Below are 15,695 nucleotides of genomic sequence, written 5' to 3' on the forward strand. Positions count from 1 at the left end.
TCCTCGCAAATGCCGTACGTAAAGGAAAGTTTCTCGTGATGCGCCAGAAACATAAACTGCATCAGGTGGCACTCGCCGTCAAGACCGCGGAGCCTGATCGGGCGTGCCAGGCAGCCCAGTTGTCCCGATTTTCACGGCACGGAACCGCATCCGGGGGCCGTTGGGACACGGCGGAGCGCACGCAACCACCCCGCCCGGGTCATCCCCCTGCTCGGGGCTCGGACTGAGCGTTGTCCAACCTCAGCTTGACGTCGCCAGGTGAAGGGCCCCCTGGGGTACCCCGTGCCGGCCCAGCAGCGCACGCCGGCGCCGGCGAGGTGGGAGCACCCCGCGCGCGCAAGGGGGCACGGGCGTCATCGGCGCCATCCGCGTCAGCTCGCGGACGCCTCCCGCTCCGCCCGCTCTGTCGTCGCGATCGTCGCCGAGCCCACGACCCGCGTCCCGTCGTACAGCACGATCGCCTGGCCCGGCGCCACGCCCCGGACCGGCTCGGCGAAGGTCACGCGCAGTTCGCCGTCGACAGCCTCCGCCGTCACCGCCGTCTCGCCGCCGTGGGCGCGCAGTTGGGCGGTGTAGGTGGCGGGGCCGGTGGGCGGGGTGCCGCACCAACGGGGGGTGATGGCGGTGAGGGACGCGATGTCGAGGGCATCGGCGGGGCCGACGGTGACGGTGTTGTTCACCGGGGAGATGTCCAGGACGTAGCGCGGCTTGCCGTCGGGGGCGGGGTGGCCGATGCGCAGGCCCTTGCGCTGGCCGATGGTGAAGCCGTACGCGCCCTCGTGGGTGCCGAGCTTGCGGCCGTCCTCGTCGACGATGTCGCCCTCGGCCGTGCCGAGGTGCTTGGCCAGGAAGCCCTGGGTGTCACCATCCGCGATGAAGCAGATGTCGTGGCTGTCGGGCTTCTTGGCGACCGCCAGGCCGCGCCGCTCGGCCTCGGCGCGGATCTCGTCCTTGGTGGTGAGGGTGTCGCCGAGCGGGAACATGGCGTGGGCCAGCTGGCGCTCGTCGAGGACACCGAGGACGTACGACTGGTCCTTGGCCATATCGGAGGCCCGGTGCAGCTCGCGGGTGCCGTCCTCGTGGTGGACGACGGTGGCGTAGTGGCCGGTGCAGACGGCGTCGAAGCCGAGGGCCAGCGCCTTGTCGAGGAGCGCCGCGAACTTGATCTTCTCGTTGCAGCGCAGGCAGGGGTTGGGGGTGCGCCCCGCCTCGTACTCGGCGATGAAGTTGTCCACCACGTCCTCGCGGAAGCGCTCGGCGAGGTCCCATACGTAGAAGGGGATGCCGATGACGTCCGCGGCCCGGCGGGCGTCGCGCGAGTCCTCGATGGTGCAGCAGCCGCGGGCGCCGGTGCGGAAGGACTGCGGGTTGGCGGAGAGGGCGAGGTGGACGCCGGTCACGTCGTGGCCCGCTTCGGCCGCCCGCGCCGCCGCGACCGCGGAGTCCACGCCGCCGGACATGGCGGCGAGTACGCGCAGGCGACGGCCGTCGCGGGGACCTGTGGGCGCACCGGGGAAGTCATTCATAACCCCTCCAGGGTAGGCCCTGGGGTTGGGCGGTCGGCTCCCCGGCCGATCGTTACGGAGGGTAGTGGAGGGTAGCGGAGCGGTCAGCGGGCGCTTGCGCCGTCCAGGATGCGCTGCGCCAGGTCCAGGGCCTGGTCCACGTCCTTGGCCAGATAGATCAGGTCCACGAAGGCGTGGTCCACACCCGCCTCCGCCTCCGCCCGGGCCAGCACCGTCGTAATGTCCCGGGCCGTGGCCTCGGACGAAGGGTTGACCCGCAGGATCGCGTCCAGCGCGGCGGGGTCCCGGCCCTCGCGCTCGGCCGCCTCCCGGATGGTGGTCATGGGACCGATGACGGCGGCTTGGGCGTCGAACGGTACGGGCGGGACGGCGATCGGCAGCCAGCCGTCGGCGCGGCGGGCCACCCGGCGCAGGGCGGTGGGGGCCCAGCCTCCCAGGTAGACGGGCGGGTGGGGGCGGGTGGCCGGCTTGAGGTCGATGTACGAGGCGGGCACGGTCCAGTGTTCGCCGCGGTATTCGACGGGGCTGGTGGTCCACCAGGCCGTCAGGGCGTCGAGGATTTCGTCGAGGCGGCGGCCGCGCTCGGCCATCGGGACGTTCACGGCCTCGTACTCCTCCGGGGACCAGCCGGTGCCGAGCCCGACCAGCAGCCGCCCCGCGCTCATCGCGTCGATGGTGGTGAGGGAGCGGGCCAGCACGGCCGGCGGGTACCAGGGGGCGTTGATGACGTTGCTGCCCAGCTGGACCCGCTCGGTGACGGCGGCGGCGGTGGCCAGCGTGGCGAAGGGGTCCAGGGCGGTGCGGAATTCCGGCGGGATCGTATCGGCGCCCGCGTATCCGACGGTCGGATCGACCGGGTCGAGCAGCCGGTCGCCGACCCACAGGCTCGCCGCGCCGAGTTCCTCGGCCTGCCGCGCGAACCGCGCCACCTCCTCCGGGCGCTGCGCCAGAGCGCCGAACTGGGGCAGCGAGAACCCAATGCGCATGCTGTTCACTCCTCGTCGAGTCACTGTCGAGCCACTAGATGGTCCAACTTTCATCTACCCAGGGGTAGAGCGGTCGGTCCCTCGGCGTTCGGTTTGCGCCATGATCCGACAACCGCCGTGGAACCGGGCGCGCCTCGCCGCCCGTTGACAGTTCTATGAACGAGACCACGGACGCCGCCGCCCCGGACCGCGCGGAGGCCGACCAGGAGCCGCCCAGCGGCCGGCGGCGCCTCGGGAGGCGGGCGCTGCTGATCGGCGGGGTCGCCGCCGGTCTCGGCGGGGTCGGCTATGCGGCGCGGGACGAGCTGGAGCGGCTGTGGTGGCGGCTGCCCGGCGTGGACCAGCCGCGCGAGGAGGGCGAGGTCGACTACCCGGGGGCGCTGTGGGTCCCGGCCTCGCAGCTGAACTGGCGGCGGGCGGACCGGCCGTACGACTACACCGTCGACCGGGTGGTGATCCATGTCGTCCAGGGGAGCTTCTACGACGCGCTGGAGGCGTTCCGGGACCCGAGCCACGGCGCCGCGGCGCACTATGTGGTGCGCCGCGACGGGCGTATCGCGCAGACGGTCCGCGAGTTGGACGTCGCCTTCCATGCGGGCAACCGCTCGTACAACGAGCGCAGCGTCGGCATCGAACACGAGGGGTTCGTGGACCGGGCGAGCTCCTTCACGGACCCGATGTACCGGGCCTCGGCGCGGCTGACGGCCAGGATCTGTCGGCGGTACGGATTCCCGGCGGACCGCGAGCACATCGTCAGCCACTCCGAGGTGCCGGGCACCGACCACACCGACCCCGGGCTGCTCTGGGACTGGGCCCGCTATCTGCGGCTGGTGCGGGCAGCCATGGCGGACCGGTGAGCCGGAGTCGGAGTCGGAGTCGACAGGGGCGTAAGGGGCGTATCCGCGGCGGGGAGATCCGGCGAGCGTTCGCCGCTCACCGGCGGGGGCGAGCGTTCACCGATCGACGTGGGGGACGACTCCGCCCAAGCGGTCGGTGAGAGCCCGTGCGGTTTCTGTCACCAGCTCGCCGATCTCCGCGAGGCGGTCATGCGTCATCCGGGAGGCCGGGCCTGAGATGCTCACGGCCGTGACAGCACTCCCGCTGTGGTTGAAAGCCGACGCGGCCACGCAGCGGATGTCGACTTCGTTCTCCACGTCGTCGATGGCATAGCCGCGCTGCCGGATACGAGCGAGTTCGGCGCGCAATTGCTCGGGCGAGGTGATGGTGGCCGGTGTGCGAACGGGCATGCCGGCCGCTATCACGCTCTCGAATACATCGTCCGTGGCATAAGCGAGGAACGCTTTGCCCGTGGCCGTGCAGTAAGCGGGCTGCCGCCCACCGACACGGGAGTGCATCCGCACGGCTTGAGGGCTCTCGACTTTGTCGATGTAGACGATCTCGGGGGGATCGAAACTGACCAGGTGCACCGCTTCACGCACGTCCTGGGCGAGCTGGTGCAGCAGGGGCGACGCCGTCCGCCGGACGTCGAGCCGTTCCAGGTAGAGCTGGCCGAGCAGGGCGTTCTGGGGACCCAGCCGGTAGTGGCCGCTCTCCGGGTCCTGGTCCACCAGCCGCGCCTCCCGAAGCGGGGCGACGAGCCGCAGCACGGTGCTCTTGCTCATCTGGAGGCCGGTCGCGAGTTCGGTCAGCGTGGTTCCGTGCGGATGGCCGCCGTCCTCCGCCAAGTGCATCAGGATGCCCAACGCACGCCGCAGGGACGATGAGGTGTTGCGGCGGGGCTCGGACGCGTCAGGGGTCTCATTCGCGTGCGATGTCACGCCGGTCCCTCCGGTAGATGGCTGCGGTGCGTTGCGCTGGAGGGCGTCAGACCTCCATGGAGCCGCCCCCTTATGCACTCGCGCACCCTACCGCACTGCATTGCAAAACTGAATGTCACATATTGAAATCGGCCATTGACGCCCACGCGACCCCGGGCTAACTTCTCCGCAACCCCACATGAAACGCGGTTTTGCATAGCGAAACCTGCTGGCTATCGACGGCGATCGCCCCTTCTCCGGCAACCCAGACCCGTCCCCGCTCTCCCCGGAATGGAATCCATGTGATGAGACTTCGTCACCGTACACGCTCTCTGATGACGATTTGTGTCGGTGTGACCGCCGCCGCGTCACTCGCCGCCTGTAGCTCCAGCAGCGGCGCCTCGGGCGGGAACCAGCAGTCCTCGACGCTTCAGCAGGTCATCAAGCGCGGCACCCTCAACGTCGCCAGCTGCTTGACGTTCCCGCCGTTCGGTTCGATGGACAAGTCCAACAAGCCACAGGGATTCGACGTCGACGTCGCCACAGCCATGGCCAAGGCGCTCGGCGTCAAGGTCAAGATCGTCGACACCACGTCCGCGAATCGCATCCCCAACCTGCAGACCAAGAAGGTCGACGCGGTGGTCTGCAACTTCACGACCACCGCCGAGCGTGCGAAGCAGGTCGCGTTCAGCGCCCCCTACATCGTGGCGGGCGAGGTGTTGCTGGTGAAGAAGTCCAGCGGCATCTCCACTCTCAAGGACCTCTCAGGCAGGACCGTCGCGGTGACCAAGGGCTCCACCAACGGTGACGCGGTCAAGGCCGAGAACCCCAAGGCGAAGATCCAGGAGTACGACACCTCCTCCGCGGCGGTGCTCGCCGTCAAACAGGGCCAGGCCGACGCCATGGTCGAGGACTCCAACTTCCTCAACTACCAGGCCAAGCTGGATTCCTCCCTCAAGGTCACCAAGGACTCGGTGGTGCCGCTGGAGTACAACGCCATCGGCGTTCCGCAGGGCGACGCCACCTGGCTCCAGTGGGTCAACACCTGGCTGCGTGAGTTCAACACCTCGGGCCAGGCCAACACCCTCTACAAGAAGTGGTTCGGCGTCGACCGCGTGTACCCGCTCAACCCGTCCTACTGAGTCCCGGTGGGCGGCGGTGTCATGCCGCCGCCCCATGGAGGAGTCCCATGTTCGTTGACTGGACCTACGCTCTCCGGGACTGGCCCACCTACCTGGACGCGGCCTGGCTGTCCCTGAAACTGTCACTCGCGGCCTTCGCGCTCGCCTTCTGCCTCGGCCTGCTCGGCGCCCTCGCGCGCCGATCCCGCTACGCCGTGGTGCGGGCGCCCGCCGCCGTCTACGTCGAGGTCATCCGCAACACGCCCGTCCTGCTACAGATGTTCGTCGCCTACTTCGCGCTGCCGTCCGCCGGTCTGCGGCTCAGCCCCGTGCAGGCGGGCGTGCTCGCCCTCGGTGTCAATGTGGGCGCGTATCTCACCGAGATCCTCAGGGCGGGCATCCAGGCCGTCCCCCGCGGCCAGCGTGAAGCCGCGCGCGTGCTGGCCCTGAGCCCGCCGCGCACCTTCCTGCACGTGGTGCTCCCCCAGGCACTGCGCAACGTCTACCCAGCCGTGGTGAACCAACTGGTCCAGATCATCCTGGGGTCGTCGCTGCTGTCCGCCATCTCTGTACCCGAACTCACCGGCACGGCCATGGTCGTCAACTCCCGCACGCTGCTGACCGTCCAGGTCTTCGGCATCGCCGCGATCCTGTACCTGATCCTCACCAACGCGGTTGTCGTGGTGGCCGGGCTCATCGGACGCATCGCGTTCAAGCCGGCGCTGCGTAGCCCGGCGCGTCCTCGCCCCCTCGACACCGCACGTCGTCTGCTTCCCGCCCGTCCCAACCGTCCCGCCCGAAAGAAGGCATGATGGACTGGTCGGTCATCTGGTCGAATCGCGCGCTGTACGTCTCCGGCCTGTGGGCCACGGTGCTGCTGTCGCTGGCGTCGATCGCCACCGGAACACTCCTCGGACTGGTGGTCGCGGCCATACGCACCAGCCGCATCCCCGTGCTGGCTCAGCTCGCCCGGGGCTACCTGGAGGTCTTCCGCGGCACACCACTGCTCATCCAGATGCTCTTCATCTACTTCGGCGCGGCATATCTGAACCTCGCCGGCATCACCATCTTCGGCGCGGCCCTGCTCGCCCTCACCCTCTACCAGGGCGCCTACATCGCGGAGATCTTCCGGGCCGGCATCGAGGCAGTGCCGCGCGGCCAGTGGGAGGCATCGCGCGTGCTCGGCCTGGACCGCGTCCGGACATTTCTGAGCGTCATCCTTCCCCAGACCCGGGCGATCGTCCTTCCTCCTCTCGTCGGCCAGTACCTCTCACTCGTCAAGGACACCTCGATCGCGGTGGTGATCGGGTACGTCGAACTGGTCCGCCAGGGCCAGGCCGTCATCGACCGTGTGGGAGACCCCACCACGTCCTATCTCGCCGTCGCGGTCCTGTACTTCGTCATCTGCTACCCGCTGTCGCTGCTCGTGCGGCGCATCGAGAGAAAGGCTGTCACCGCATGATCACCGACTCCGCCACCAAGCAGCAGACGGTGACGACCTCGCGGATCGCCCTGTCCGGAGTGCACAAGCGCTTCGGGCACCTGGAGGTGCTCAAGGGCGTCGACATCGACGTAGAACCGGGCGAAGTCGTCGTCCTCATCGGTGCCAGCGGCTCCGGCAAGAGCACCCTGCTGCGGATCATGTGCGACCTGGAGCGGGCAGACAGCGGGGAGGTGTGGGTGGGCGGCGTACCCCTGCACGACCGCAAGCGGGCGCCCGAGATCTTCGGACATGTCGGGATGGTGTTCCAGCAGTTCAACCTCTTTCCGCATAAGACCGCCCTGGGCAATGTGACCCTTGCCCTGCTGAAGGTCAGGAAGCTCGCGCGTGCGGAGGCCGAGGAACGCGGTCGCTCCGCCCTGGCCCGGGTCGGGCTCGCCGACAAGGCCGACGCCTATCCTGCGCAGCTCTCCGGAGGGCAGCAGCAGCGTGTCGCCATCGCCCGCGCCCTTGCCATGGACCCCGCCATCATGTTCTTCGACGAGCCGACCTCGGCCCTCGACCCCGAACTGGTCGGCGAGGTCACCGGCGTCATGCGCTCCCTCGCCGAGGAGGGCATGACCATGGTCGTCGTCACCCACGAGATGCGTTTCGCCAAGGACACCGCCGACCGTGTCGTCTTCATGGACGGCGGCGTCGTCCTCGAGCAGGGCTCTCCCGAGCAGGTGTTCGGCATCCCCGCCGAGCCGCGCACCCAGCAGTTCCTGCACCGCGTCCTCGACACCTGAGGGGCGCCCTCGAAGAGGCGCCCCAGGGTCTGCCGTCAAAGGGGGCGTCCGGCCGCGAGCGGCGTCCGGTGCGGTGCCTCGCAAGGCGGAGCATCGTCCTCGTACTGGGCGCTGCGGTCGATTTGCCTCCCCCAGCGGTAGCTGGGGGAGCCGGCCAGGCGTCGGGAGCAGGGCGCCCCCTTTGCCGACAGGCCCTAGCTCAGACCCGCGCCGCGCGCCCGCTCCACCACCGGGCCGATCGCGTCCGCCACCGCCTCCACATCCGCCTTGGTCGACGTATGGCCGAGCGAGAAGCGCAGCGTGCCGCGCGCCAGGTCGGGGTCCGTGCCGGTGGCCAGGACGACATGGCTGGGCTGGGCGACGCCCGCGGTGCAGGCCGAGCCGGTCGAGCACTCGATGCCCCGCGCGTCCAGCAGCAGGAGCAGCGAATCGCCCTCGCAGCCGGGGAAGGAGAAGTGCGCGTTGGCGGGGAGGCGGCCCGCCGGGTCCGGGTCGCCGCCCAGCACCGCGTCGGGGACGGCGGCCCGGACGGCGCCGATCAGCGCGTCGCGCAACGCCCCGATCTCGCGCGCGAACTCCTCGCGGTGCGCGGCGGCATGGGCGGCCGCGACCGCGAAGGCCGCGATGGCCGGGGTGTCGAGCGTGCCGGAGCGCACCTGACGCTCCTGGCCGCCGCCGTGCAGCAGCGGCGCCGGGGTCCACTCGCGGCCGAGGAGCAGCGCGCCGATCCCGTACGGCCCGCCTATCTTGTGGCCGCTGACCGTCATCGCGGCCAGGCCCGAGGCGGCGAAATCGAGGTCGAGCTGGCCGAAGGCCTGGACCGCGTCGGCATGCAGCGGAATCCCGAACTCCGCCGTCACGGCGGCCAGTTCGGGCACCGGCATGATGGTGCCGATCTCGTTGTTGGCCCACATCACGGTGGCGAGGGCGACATCCGAGGGGTCGCGGGCGATCGCCTCGCGCAGCGCGTCGGGGTGCACCCGCCCGTACGCGTCCACGGGCAGCCACTCGACCCGCGCGCCCTCGTGCTCGGCGAGCCAGTCGACGGCGTCGAGGACGGCGTGGTGCTCGACGGGGCTGGCGAGCACGCGGGTGCGGGCGGGGTCGGCGTCCCTGCGGGACCAGTAGAGTCCCTTCACCGCGAGGTTGTCGGCCTCGGTCCCGCCCGAGGTGAAGACGACTTCGCTCGGGCGCGCGCCCAGCGAGGCCGCGAGCGATTCGCGGGACTCCTCGACGGTACGGCGCGCCCGGCGGCCGGCGGCGTGCAGCGAGGAGGCGTTGCCGGTGACGGCGAGCTGGGCGGTCATCGCCTGCACCGCCTCCGGAAGCATCGGGGTGGTGGCGGCGTGGTCGAGGTAAACCATGGTGAGCTCGATTCTACGAGCCGGGGTGGGGGCGCGTGCCGGGCGCACGGAGGAGCGCCGCACCTGGTCCCTGCCCGCCCCTCTGCCTGGCCACTTGCCTTCGAGTGCACTCCAACTCCTAGCGTTCAGGACATGAGCAACGCGAACGACACGATCAAGCAGGAGCGGTTCGAGTACGGCATGAAGGTGCTGAGCCGGATCGACGGCGAGGTGGGCGAGCGAGTGGTCGACTCACTGGCCGACATCTCCCCCGAGCTCGGCCACCAGGTCGCCGCCTGGGCCTTCGGCGACATGTACGCCCGCCCCGAGCTGGCCCCCCGGGACCGGCAGCTGGTCACCCTCGGCATACTCACCGCCCTCGGCGGCTGCGAGCCGCAGCTCGAAGTGCACATCAACGCCGCGCTGAACGTGGGACTCACCCCGACCGAGATCACCGAGGCACTGCTGCACGCGGCCGTCTACTGCGGCATCCCCAAGTCCCTCAACGCCACCTTCGTCGCCAAGAAGGTCTTCGGCGAGCGCGGGCTGCTGCCCGTCTCCGGTGCCGACAGTCTCGACAGGGATGTCATGAGCAACTAGCGTTTTACTCATGACAGCCGACGACAACGACGACTGGACGCTGGACCGTACCCACCGCAGCTCCTCCGGCGAGGTCCGCTGGGCCGAGCTCGGCGCCCCGGACCGCCCGCCGGTCGTCCTCCTCCACGGCACGCCCTTCTCCTCGTACGTCTGGCGGTCCGTCGCCCGCGCGCTCGCCGACCGCCACCGGGTCTTCGTCTGGGACATGCCCGGCTACGGCACCTCGGAGAAGCGCACGGGCCAGGACGTCTCCCTGGCCGCCCAGGCCCGGGTCTTCACCGAGCTGCTGGATCTGTGGGGGCTGGCCGGGGGCGAGCGGGCGCCGTCTGTCGTCGCCCATGACTTCGGCGGCTGCGTCGCCCTGCGCGCCCATCTGCTGCACGGCGCCCGCTACCGCCGACTGGCCCTCGTCGACCCGGTGGCCCTGGCTCCCTGGGGCTCCCCCACCTACCGGCTGCTCGGTGAGCACGCGGAGGTCTTCGAGCGGCTGCCACCCGGGCTGCACCGGGCTCTGGTGCGCGAGTACGTCGCCTCGGCGAGCGGTCCCGGGCTGCACCCGGTGGTCCTGGACCGGCTCGTCGAACCGTGGTGCGACGGGGACGGTCAGGCCGCGCTCTACCGGCAGATGGCGCAGAACGACCAGCGCTTCACCGATGAGATCCAGGGCCGCTACGGCGAGCTCGAGCTGCCCGTCCTGGTCTGCTGGGGCTCCGCGGACAGCTGGATTCCGCCGGAGCGGGGGCGGGAGCTGGCTGCCCTGATCCCCGGTGCGCGCCTGCGGCTGTTCGAGGGCGCGGGCCATCTCGTCCAGGAGGACGCCCCGGCCGAGCTCACGGCCGCGCTGCTGGGCTTTCTCGGCGAGTAGGCGCGTCGCGGCGTCGGAGGTCGTATGCAGGCACGTCGTGGCGCGGCTCCTCGTCGGGGGCTCCTCGTCGGGGAGGCTCAGCCCCGCATGTGCAGCAGCTTCGTGGCCAGCAGCGCGATGTGCTTACGCCACTCCGCAAGCGCCGCGTCCCGCTCCTCGGCGGCCTCGGCCGGGCCGGTCTGGGTGAGGATGAGGCGCGCGCCGTGGCCCGTGCCGACGGTCAGCTGCCACCGGACCCGGCCGACCGGGCGGCCGCCGAGGAGCCAGTCGTAGGCGAGCTCGCGGGGCGCGGTCACGTCCGCGACCGGGCCGGGCGGGACCGCGTCCGTACGGAACCCGATCGGCACCGCGCCGCCCACCACGGGCTCCTCCGCGCCGGCCGGTCCGGTCAGCGCCTGCCACACCGTCTCGGCCGGACGGACCAGCTGCCGCTCGAACCGCAGCCGCCAGCCGTCCTCGGTGGTCTCGACGACCCCCTCCGCCAGTCCGAACGCCTCGACATAGCGCTCGTGCAGCTCGTCCGTGTCCGCCGCGATCCCGGTCTTCTCGCCGTCCAGCAAGGTGGCCAGCGCCGAGATGCAGGCGTGCCACCCGGAGGCGAAGCTGGCCGCGCCGAAGCGGTCGCGGAAGGTGTGGGTGAGGGTCAGCGCGCTGCCGTCGGCCTCGGGGCGCAGTTCCCAGCGGAGCAGGTCGTCGCCCCAAGTGAAGGCGAAGACGCGCGGCGGGTCGAGCTCCGTGACGGCCCCGTGCGTGTCCGGTACGTCATGCCCGGGGAAGACGAAGTCGATCCGCCCGCCGGCCCTCGGCTCCAGCCGGACCTCGGCGGGGAACCAGTGGGCCATCAGGGCGGGCTCGGTCAGGGCCCGCCAGACCTCCTCCGGCGGATGGCCGATCCGCCGCTCCAGACGCAGGGCGGAGCGGCCGCCCTCGGTCGAGCTCAGGGTGTCCTTCACCGGTTATCTCCCCTTTTTCCGGGGCTCGGTTCTCCCCCAGCCACCCGCTGGGAGGTGCCCCCGCCAGGACGGCAGCGGCAGTCGCCATACAACCACGGTGAACGCTACTGGCGCCGACCGCGCCCCGACCGGCCCTCTCGGCCCGCTCGGCCCGCTCGGTCAGACCTCCTCGGCCGCCGTGCTGCGCCGGTTCCATGCGCGTGGTGCGCGCCATCCGAACCGCATCGCCATCAGCCGGACCAGGAACGCCACGGTGGCCGCGAGGGCGCTGGTGCCGCCGGTCAGCGCGTCGTAGTGGATGAGCAGCGCCGCGATCGTGGCGCCCACAATGGCCGGGACCGCGTACAGGCCGCGGTCCCAGCGCAGCAGTGAGGGCACCTCGTGGGCGAGGAGGTCGCGCAGCACGCCGCCGCCGATCGCCGTGGTCATGCCGAGGACGGCGCAGAAGGTGAGGCCGAGCCCGTGGTCGTACGCCTTCATGGTGCCGGTGACGCAGAACAGCCCGAGGCCGGCCGCGTCGAAGACGCCCACCGCCGCCATGATCCGCTCCACCTCGGGGTGCAGGAAGAAGACGATGACGGTGGCGATGAGCGGGGTGATGAAGTAGCCGAGATCGGTGAAGGCGGCCGGCGGTACGGCGCCGATGACCAGGTCGCGGAACACCCCGCCGCCCAGCGCGGTGACCTCGGCGAGCATCGCCATGCCGACGACGTCGAAGTTCTTGCGCACGGCGAGCAGCGCGCCGGATATCGCGAAGACGAAGATTCCGACGAGGTCGAGCGAGTGCTGGACGGACGGGCTGAACAGATCGATGAACACCCGACATTTTTACTCATCGGGTGTTCTCTCCCTCGGGCCGCTCCCCCAGGGGCTGCCCCTGCCCGGCCCCGCCCGGCCCTTCCCAGCCCTCGCCCGGCTACTCCGCCTTCTTCTCCACCTTCGCCGCCGCCTCGGGCCCGGCCTTCTCCCCCGGCGCCTGATCGGCACCACGCGGCGGTAGCTGCATATCGGACACAGACTCCGGGTGGTGGCAGGCCACCTGGTGCCCGGTCGCCAGCGCGATCAGCGGCGGCTCCTGCTGCTTGCACACCTCGGTCGCCTTCCAGCACCGGGTGTGGAAGCGGCAGCCGGACGGCGGCGAGATCGGCGAGGGGACATCGCCCTTGAGCAGGATCCGCTCACGCTTGGCGCGCCGCCTGGGGTCCGGCACCGGCACTGCCGAGAGCAGCGCCTTGGTGTACGGATGCATCGGCCGCTCGTACAGGTCCTTGCGGTCCGCCAGCTCGACGATCTTGCCGAGGTACATCACCGCGATCCGGTCCGAGACATGCCGGATGACCGACAGGTCGTGCGCGATGATCACATACGTGAGACCGAGCTCCTCCTGGAGGTCGTCCAGCAGGTTGACCACCTGGGCCTGGATCGAGACGTCCAGCGCCGAGACCGGCTCGTCCGCCACCACCAGCTTGGGCTTGAGCGCGAGCGCCCGGGCGATGCCGATGCGCTGGCGCTGGCCGCCGGAGAACTCGTGCGGATAGCGGTTGTAGTGCTCGGGGTTGAGGCCGACCACCGACAGCAGCCGCTGCACCTCGGCCTTGATGCCGCCCTCCGGCTTGACCCCCTGGAGCCGGAACGGCGCACTGACGATGGTGCCGATCGTGTGCCGGGGGTTCAGCGAGGAGTACGGGTCCTGGAAGATCATCTGCACATCGCGGCGCATCGGCCGCATCCCGGCGGTGCCGAGGTGTGTGATGTCCTTGCCCTCGAACTCGATCTTTCCACCGGTGGGTTCCAGCAGCCGGGTGATCAGCCGTCCCATGGTGGACTTGCCGCAGCCCGATTCGCCCACCACGCCCAGGGTCTCCCCTGGCCGTACGTCGAAGTCCAGGCCGTCCACCGCCTGCACCGCGCCGGCCTGCCGCTGCAGCAGCCCCTTCTTGATGGGGAAGTGCTTGACCAGGCCGGACACCTTGAGCAGGGGTTCGGGGGTGGTGGTCGCCTGCTCCGGGACCGTCATCTTCGGATCCTTCGTGTCCGTCACAGCTTCGGCGCAATCTCTTCGGTCCAGATCCGCGTGCGCTCCTCCTGCGTCATATGGCACGCGGAGAAGTGGTCGCCGCTCCCGGCCACACGCAGCTCCGGCCGCTCCGTGCGCGTGATGTTGTCCTTGGGCACATCGGCGTACGGGCAGCGCGGGTGGAAGGCACAGCCGGGCGGCACGTTGATCAGGCTGGGCGGGGAGCCCTTGACCGGGATGAGGCGGTCGGTCTGGTCGCGGTCGATACGCGGCATCGAGCCGAGCAGGCCCCAGGTGTAGGGGTGCTGGGGCTCGTAGAAGACCTTCTCGGCCGGACCGCGCTCGACGCAGCGGCCGCCGTACATCACCAGGAGGTCGTCGGCGAGCTCGGCGACGACGCCCAGGTCGTGGGTGATGATGATGACCGCGGAGCCGAACTCCTTCTGCAGATCCCGGATGAGGTCGAGGATCTGCGCCTGCACGGTGACGTCCAGGGCGGTGGTCGGCTCGTCGGCGATCAGCAGCTCGGGGTTGTTGACCAGCGACATCGCGATCATCGCGCGCTGCCGCATACCGCCGGAGAACTCATGCGGATAGCTGTCCACCCGCTTGTCCGGCTGCGGGATGCCGACGCGGTCCAGCATCTCGATGGCGCGCTTGCGGGCCACGTCCTTGGTGACGTCGTGGTGGACCTGGTACGCCTCGGAGATCTGGCGGCCGATGGTGTAGTAGGGGTGCAGCGCCGACAGCGGATCCTGGAAGATCATCGCGATCTCACGGCCGCGCAGCTTGCGCACCTCGTCCGGGTCGGCGCCCAGCAGCTCCTGCCCGTTCAGCCAGATCTCGCCGGAGATCTGCGCCTTGCGCCGGCCGTACTGTCCGGCGGTGTGCAGGCCCATGATGCCCAGCGAGGTGACGGACTTGCCGGAGCCGGACTCGCCGACGATGCCGAGCGTCTTGCCCTTCTCCAGCCGGAAGCTGAGCCCGTCCACCGACTTGACCAGGCCGTCGTCCGTCGGGAAGTGGACCTTGAGGTCGCGCACCTCGAGGAAGGTGGTGGGGGCCGGGGAGCCGGCCGCGGCGACCTCCCCGAGCGCGGTGCCGGTGGCCGGCAGATCGCCGGTCTTCTCGGTCTTCCCAGTCTTCTCGGGCTTGTCGAGCTTGGCGGGCTTCTCGGTCCCGGACTTTTCGATATCGGTCATCCGAGCCTCACTCGCGGGTCGACGACGGCGTACAGGAGGTCCACGATGAGGTTGGCCACCACGATGAACAGGGCCGCGATCAAGGTGACGCCGAGGATGACGGGCAGGTCCTTGTTGCTGATCGCGGTCACCGCGAGCCTGCCGAGGCCCGGCAGGTTGTAGGTGGATTCGGTCAGCACCGCGCCGCCCAGCAGGGCGCCGAGGTCCAGGCCGAGCAGGGTGAGGATCGGCGTCCAGGTCGAGCGCATGGCGTGCCGCCCGATGACGACCCGCTCCCGCAGACCCTTGGCGCGGGCCGTGCGGATGTAGTCCTCGCCCATGATCTCCAGCATGGTGGCCCGGGTGAGCCGGGCGTAGGTCGCGGCGTAGAGGAACGCGAGGGTGATCCAGGGGAGGATCAGGCTCTGGAACCACATGGCCGGATCCTCGGTGATCCCCTGGTAGTCCACGTCGACCCAGTTCAGTTGGTAACTGAAGATGGCCAGGGAGAGCAGACCGGTGAAGTAGATGGGGAGCGAGACACCGGCGAGGGCGACGCCCATCGCCGCGCGGTCCCACAGGGTGCCCCGGCGCAGCGCGGAGACGACGCCGGCGGTGACGCCGCCGACCAGCCACAGCGCACAGGCGCCCGCGGCCAGCGAGAGGGTGACCGGCATGGCGTCGGTCAGCTGCGGCCACACCGCCTGCTCGGTGCGGAAGGAGTAGCCGAAGCAAGGCGCGGGGCAGTGCGTGACATCGTTGCCGTTGGCATAGTCACGACCGACGAACAGACCCTCGATGAAGTGCCAGAACTGCACCAGCAGCGGATCGTCGAGACTCAGCTTCTGTCTGATGCCCTCGATGGCCTCCGGGTCGGACTGTTTGCCGACGAAGAGGAGCGCGGGATCGGAACCGGCCCACTTCGGGATCATGAAGAAGATGGCGAAGGTCGTGAGTGTGACGACCAACAGCATCATGATGACGGCGAACAAGCGCCGGATGACATATGCAAGCACTGTGCGCGGCCCGGCGGCGGCCCGGGAGCCCCCGATCAGGGGACTCCCGGACCACCACCCGCGGCCATCACCTGCCCTTCGGGCCTATACGGTTCGGCGAT

Annotated in this window: 16 protein-coding genes; 7 read left to right on the forward strand and 9 right to left on the reverse strand. The window is 70.2% G+C overall.

Annotated elements, in window-relative coordinates:
* Positions 1-371: 371 nt before the first annotated feature.
* Together mnmA and ACH4U7_RS31390 are read right to left on the reverse strand one after the other, a co-directional pair.
* Positions 372-1,526, reverse strand: coding sequence for a tRNA 2-thiouridine(34) synthase MnmA (mnmA, locus tag ACH4U7_RS31385; protein ID WP_398531148.1), 1,155 nt, complete (start codon positions 1,524-1,526; stop codon positions 372-374).
* A gap of 83 nt (positions 1,527-1,609) precedes the next feature.
* Complete coding sequence (locus ACH4U7_RS31390; RefSeq protein WP_398531149.1) at positions 1,610-2,512, reverse strand: TIGR03619 family F420-dependent LLM class oxidoreductase; 903 nt, start codon at positions 2,510-2,512, stop codon at positions 1,610-1,612.
* 155 nt (positions 2,513-2,667) lie between these two features.
* Between ACH4U7_RS31390 and ACH4U7_RS31395 the strand changes: the two genes are divergently transcribed.
* Positions 2,668-3,369, forward strand: coding sequence for an N-acetylmuramoyl-L-alanine amidase (locus ACH4U7_RS31395; protein ID WP_398531150.1), 702 nt, complete (start codon positions 2,668-2,670; stop codon positions 3,367-3,369).
* Positions 3,370-3,465: 96 nt separating this feature from the next.
* Here the strand turns inward: ACH4U7_RS31395 and ACH4U7_RS31400 are convergent, their stop codons facing one another.
* Entirely contained in the window at positions 3,466-4,290 is an 825-nt protein-coding gene (locus ACH4U7_RS31400; RefSeq protein ID WP_398531151.1) for an IclR family transcriptional regulator, read from the reverse strand.
* 314 nt (positions 4,291-4,604) lie between these two features.
* On the opposite strand from ACH4U7_RS31400, the gene ACH4U7_RS31405 reads away from it, so the two are divergent.
* From ACH4U7_RS31405 to ACH4U7_RS31420, 4 genes are read left to right on the forward strand one after another with little or no spacing between them, the layout of a single operon-like run.
* Positions 4,605-5,411: a transporter substrate-binding domain-containing protein gene (locus ACH4U7_RS31405; protein ID WP_398531152.1), complete on the forward strand. Its 807-nt coding sequence runs from the start codon at positions 4,605-4,607 to the stop codon at positions 5,409-5,411.
* Between the two features lie 47 nt (positions 5,412-5,458).
* The gene (locus ACH4U7_RS31410; protein ID WP_398531153.1) at positions 5,459-6,202 is read left to right on the forward strand and encodes an amino acid ABC transporter permease; all 744 of its coding nucleotides are present in this window, start codon (positions 5,459-5,461) and stop codon (positions 6,200-6,202) included.
* Complete coding sequence (locus tag ACH4U7_RS31415) at positions 6,199-6,852, forward strand: amino acid ABC transporter permease (RefSeq protein WP_398531154.1); 654 nt, start codon at positions 6,199-6,201, stop codon at positions 6,850-6,852. Before ACH4U7_RS31410 ends, ACH4U7_RS31415 begins: the two co-directional genes overlap by 4 nt.
* The gene (locus ACH4U7_RS31420) at positions 6,849-7,619 is read left to right on the forward strand and encodes an amino acid ABC transporter ATP-binding protein (RefSeq protein WP_398531155.1); all 771 of its coding nucleotides are present in this window, start codon (positions 6,849-6,851) and stop codon (positions 7,617-7,619) included. The genes ACH4U7_RS31415 and ACH4U7_RS31420 overlap by 4 nt, the downstream gene beginning before the upstream one ends.
* Positions 7,620-7,813: 194 nt before the next feature.
* On the opposite strand, the gene ACH4U7_RS31425 is transcribed toward ACH4U7_RS31420, so the two are convergent.
* The gene (locus ACH4U7_RS31425) at positions 7,814-8,983 is read right to left on the reverse strand and encodes a cysteine desulfurase family protein (RefSeq protein ID WP_014176195.1); all 1,170 of its coding nucleotides are present in this window, start codon (positions 8,981-8,983) and stop codon (positions 7,814-7,816) included.
* Positions 8,984-9,115: 132 nt separating this feature from the next.
* Between ACH4U7_RS31425 and ACH4U7_RS31430 the strand changes: the two genes are divergently transcribed.
* Complete coding sequence (locus tag ACH4U7_RS31430; protein WP_398531156.1) at positions 9,116-9,562, forward strand: carboxymuconolactone decarboxylase family protein; 447 nt, start codon at positions 9,116-9,118, stop codon at positions 9,560-9,562.
* A 10-nt stretch (positions 9,563-9,572) separates the two neighbouring features.
* Complete coding sequence (locus ACH4U7_RS31435; protein ID WP_398531157.1) at positions 9,573-10,427, forward strand: alpha/beta fold hydrolase; 855 nt, start codon at positions 9,573-9,575, stop codon at positions 10,425-10,427.
* A 77-nt stretch (positions 10,428-10,504) separates the two neighbouring features.
* On the opposite strand, the gene ACH4U7_RS31440 is transcribed toward ACH4U7_RS31435, so the two are convergent.
* The 5 genes from ACH4U7_RS31440 to ACH4U7_RS31460 all read right to left on the reverse strand — a co-directional run bounded on the left by ACH4U7_RS31440 (position 10,505) and on the right by ACH4U7_RS31460 (position 15,570).
* Entirely contained in the window at positions 10,505-11,380 is an 876-nt protein-coding gene (locus tag ACH4U7_RS31440) for an SRPBCC family protein (RefSeq protein WP_398531158.1), read from the reverse strand.
* A gap of 159 nt (positions 11,381-11,539) precedes the next feature.
* A complete protein-coding gene (locus ACH4U7_RS31445) occupies positions 11,540-12,199 on the reverse strand; it encodes a trimeric intracellular cation channel family protein (protein WP_385615663.1) in 660 nt (219 codons plus the stop codon).
* Between the two features lie 97 nt (positions 12,200-12,296).
* On the reverse strand, positions 12,297-13,397 hold the full coding sequence (locus tag ACH4U7_RS31450; RefSeq protein ID WP_398531159.1) for an ABC transporter ATP-binding protein: 1,101 nt from the start codon (positions 13,395-13,397) through the stop codon (positions 12,297-12,299).
* A gap of 20 nt (positions 13,398-13,417) precedes the next feature.
* On the reverse strand, positions 13,418-14,599 hold the full coding sequence (locus tag ACH4U7_RS31455) for an ABC transporter ATP-binding protein (protein ID WP_398531160.1): 1,182 nt from the start codon (positions 14,597-14,599) through the stop codon (positions 13,418-13,420).
* Positions 14,596-15,570 carry an ABC transporter permease gene (locus ACH4U7_RS31460; protein WP_398531161.1) on the reverse strand — a complete coding sequence of 325 codons (975 nt, stop codon included), beginning with the start codon at positions 15,568-15,570 and terminating at the stop codon, positions 14,596-14,598. Before ACH4U7_RS31460 ends, ACH4U7_RS31455 begins: the two co-directional genes overlap by 4 nt.
* Between the last annotated feature and the right edge of the window lie 125 nt (positions 15,571-15,695).

The sequence above is a fragment of the Streptomyces sp. NPDC020845 genome, from assembly GCF_044334165.1.
GTDB lineage: Bacteria > Actinomycetota > Actinomycetes > Streptomycetales > Streptomycetaceae > Streptomyces.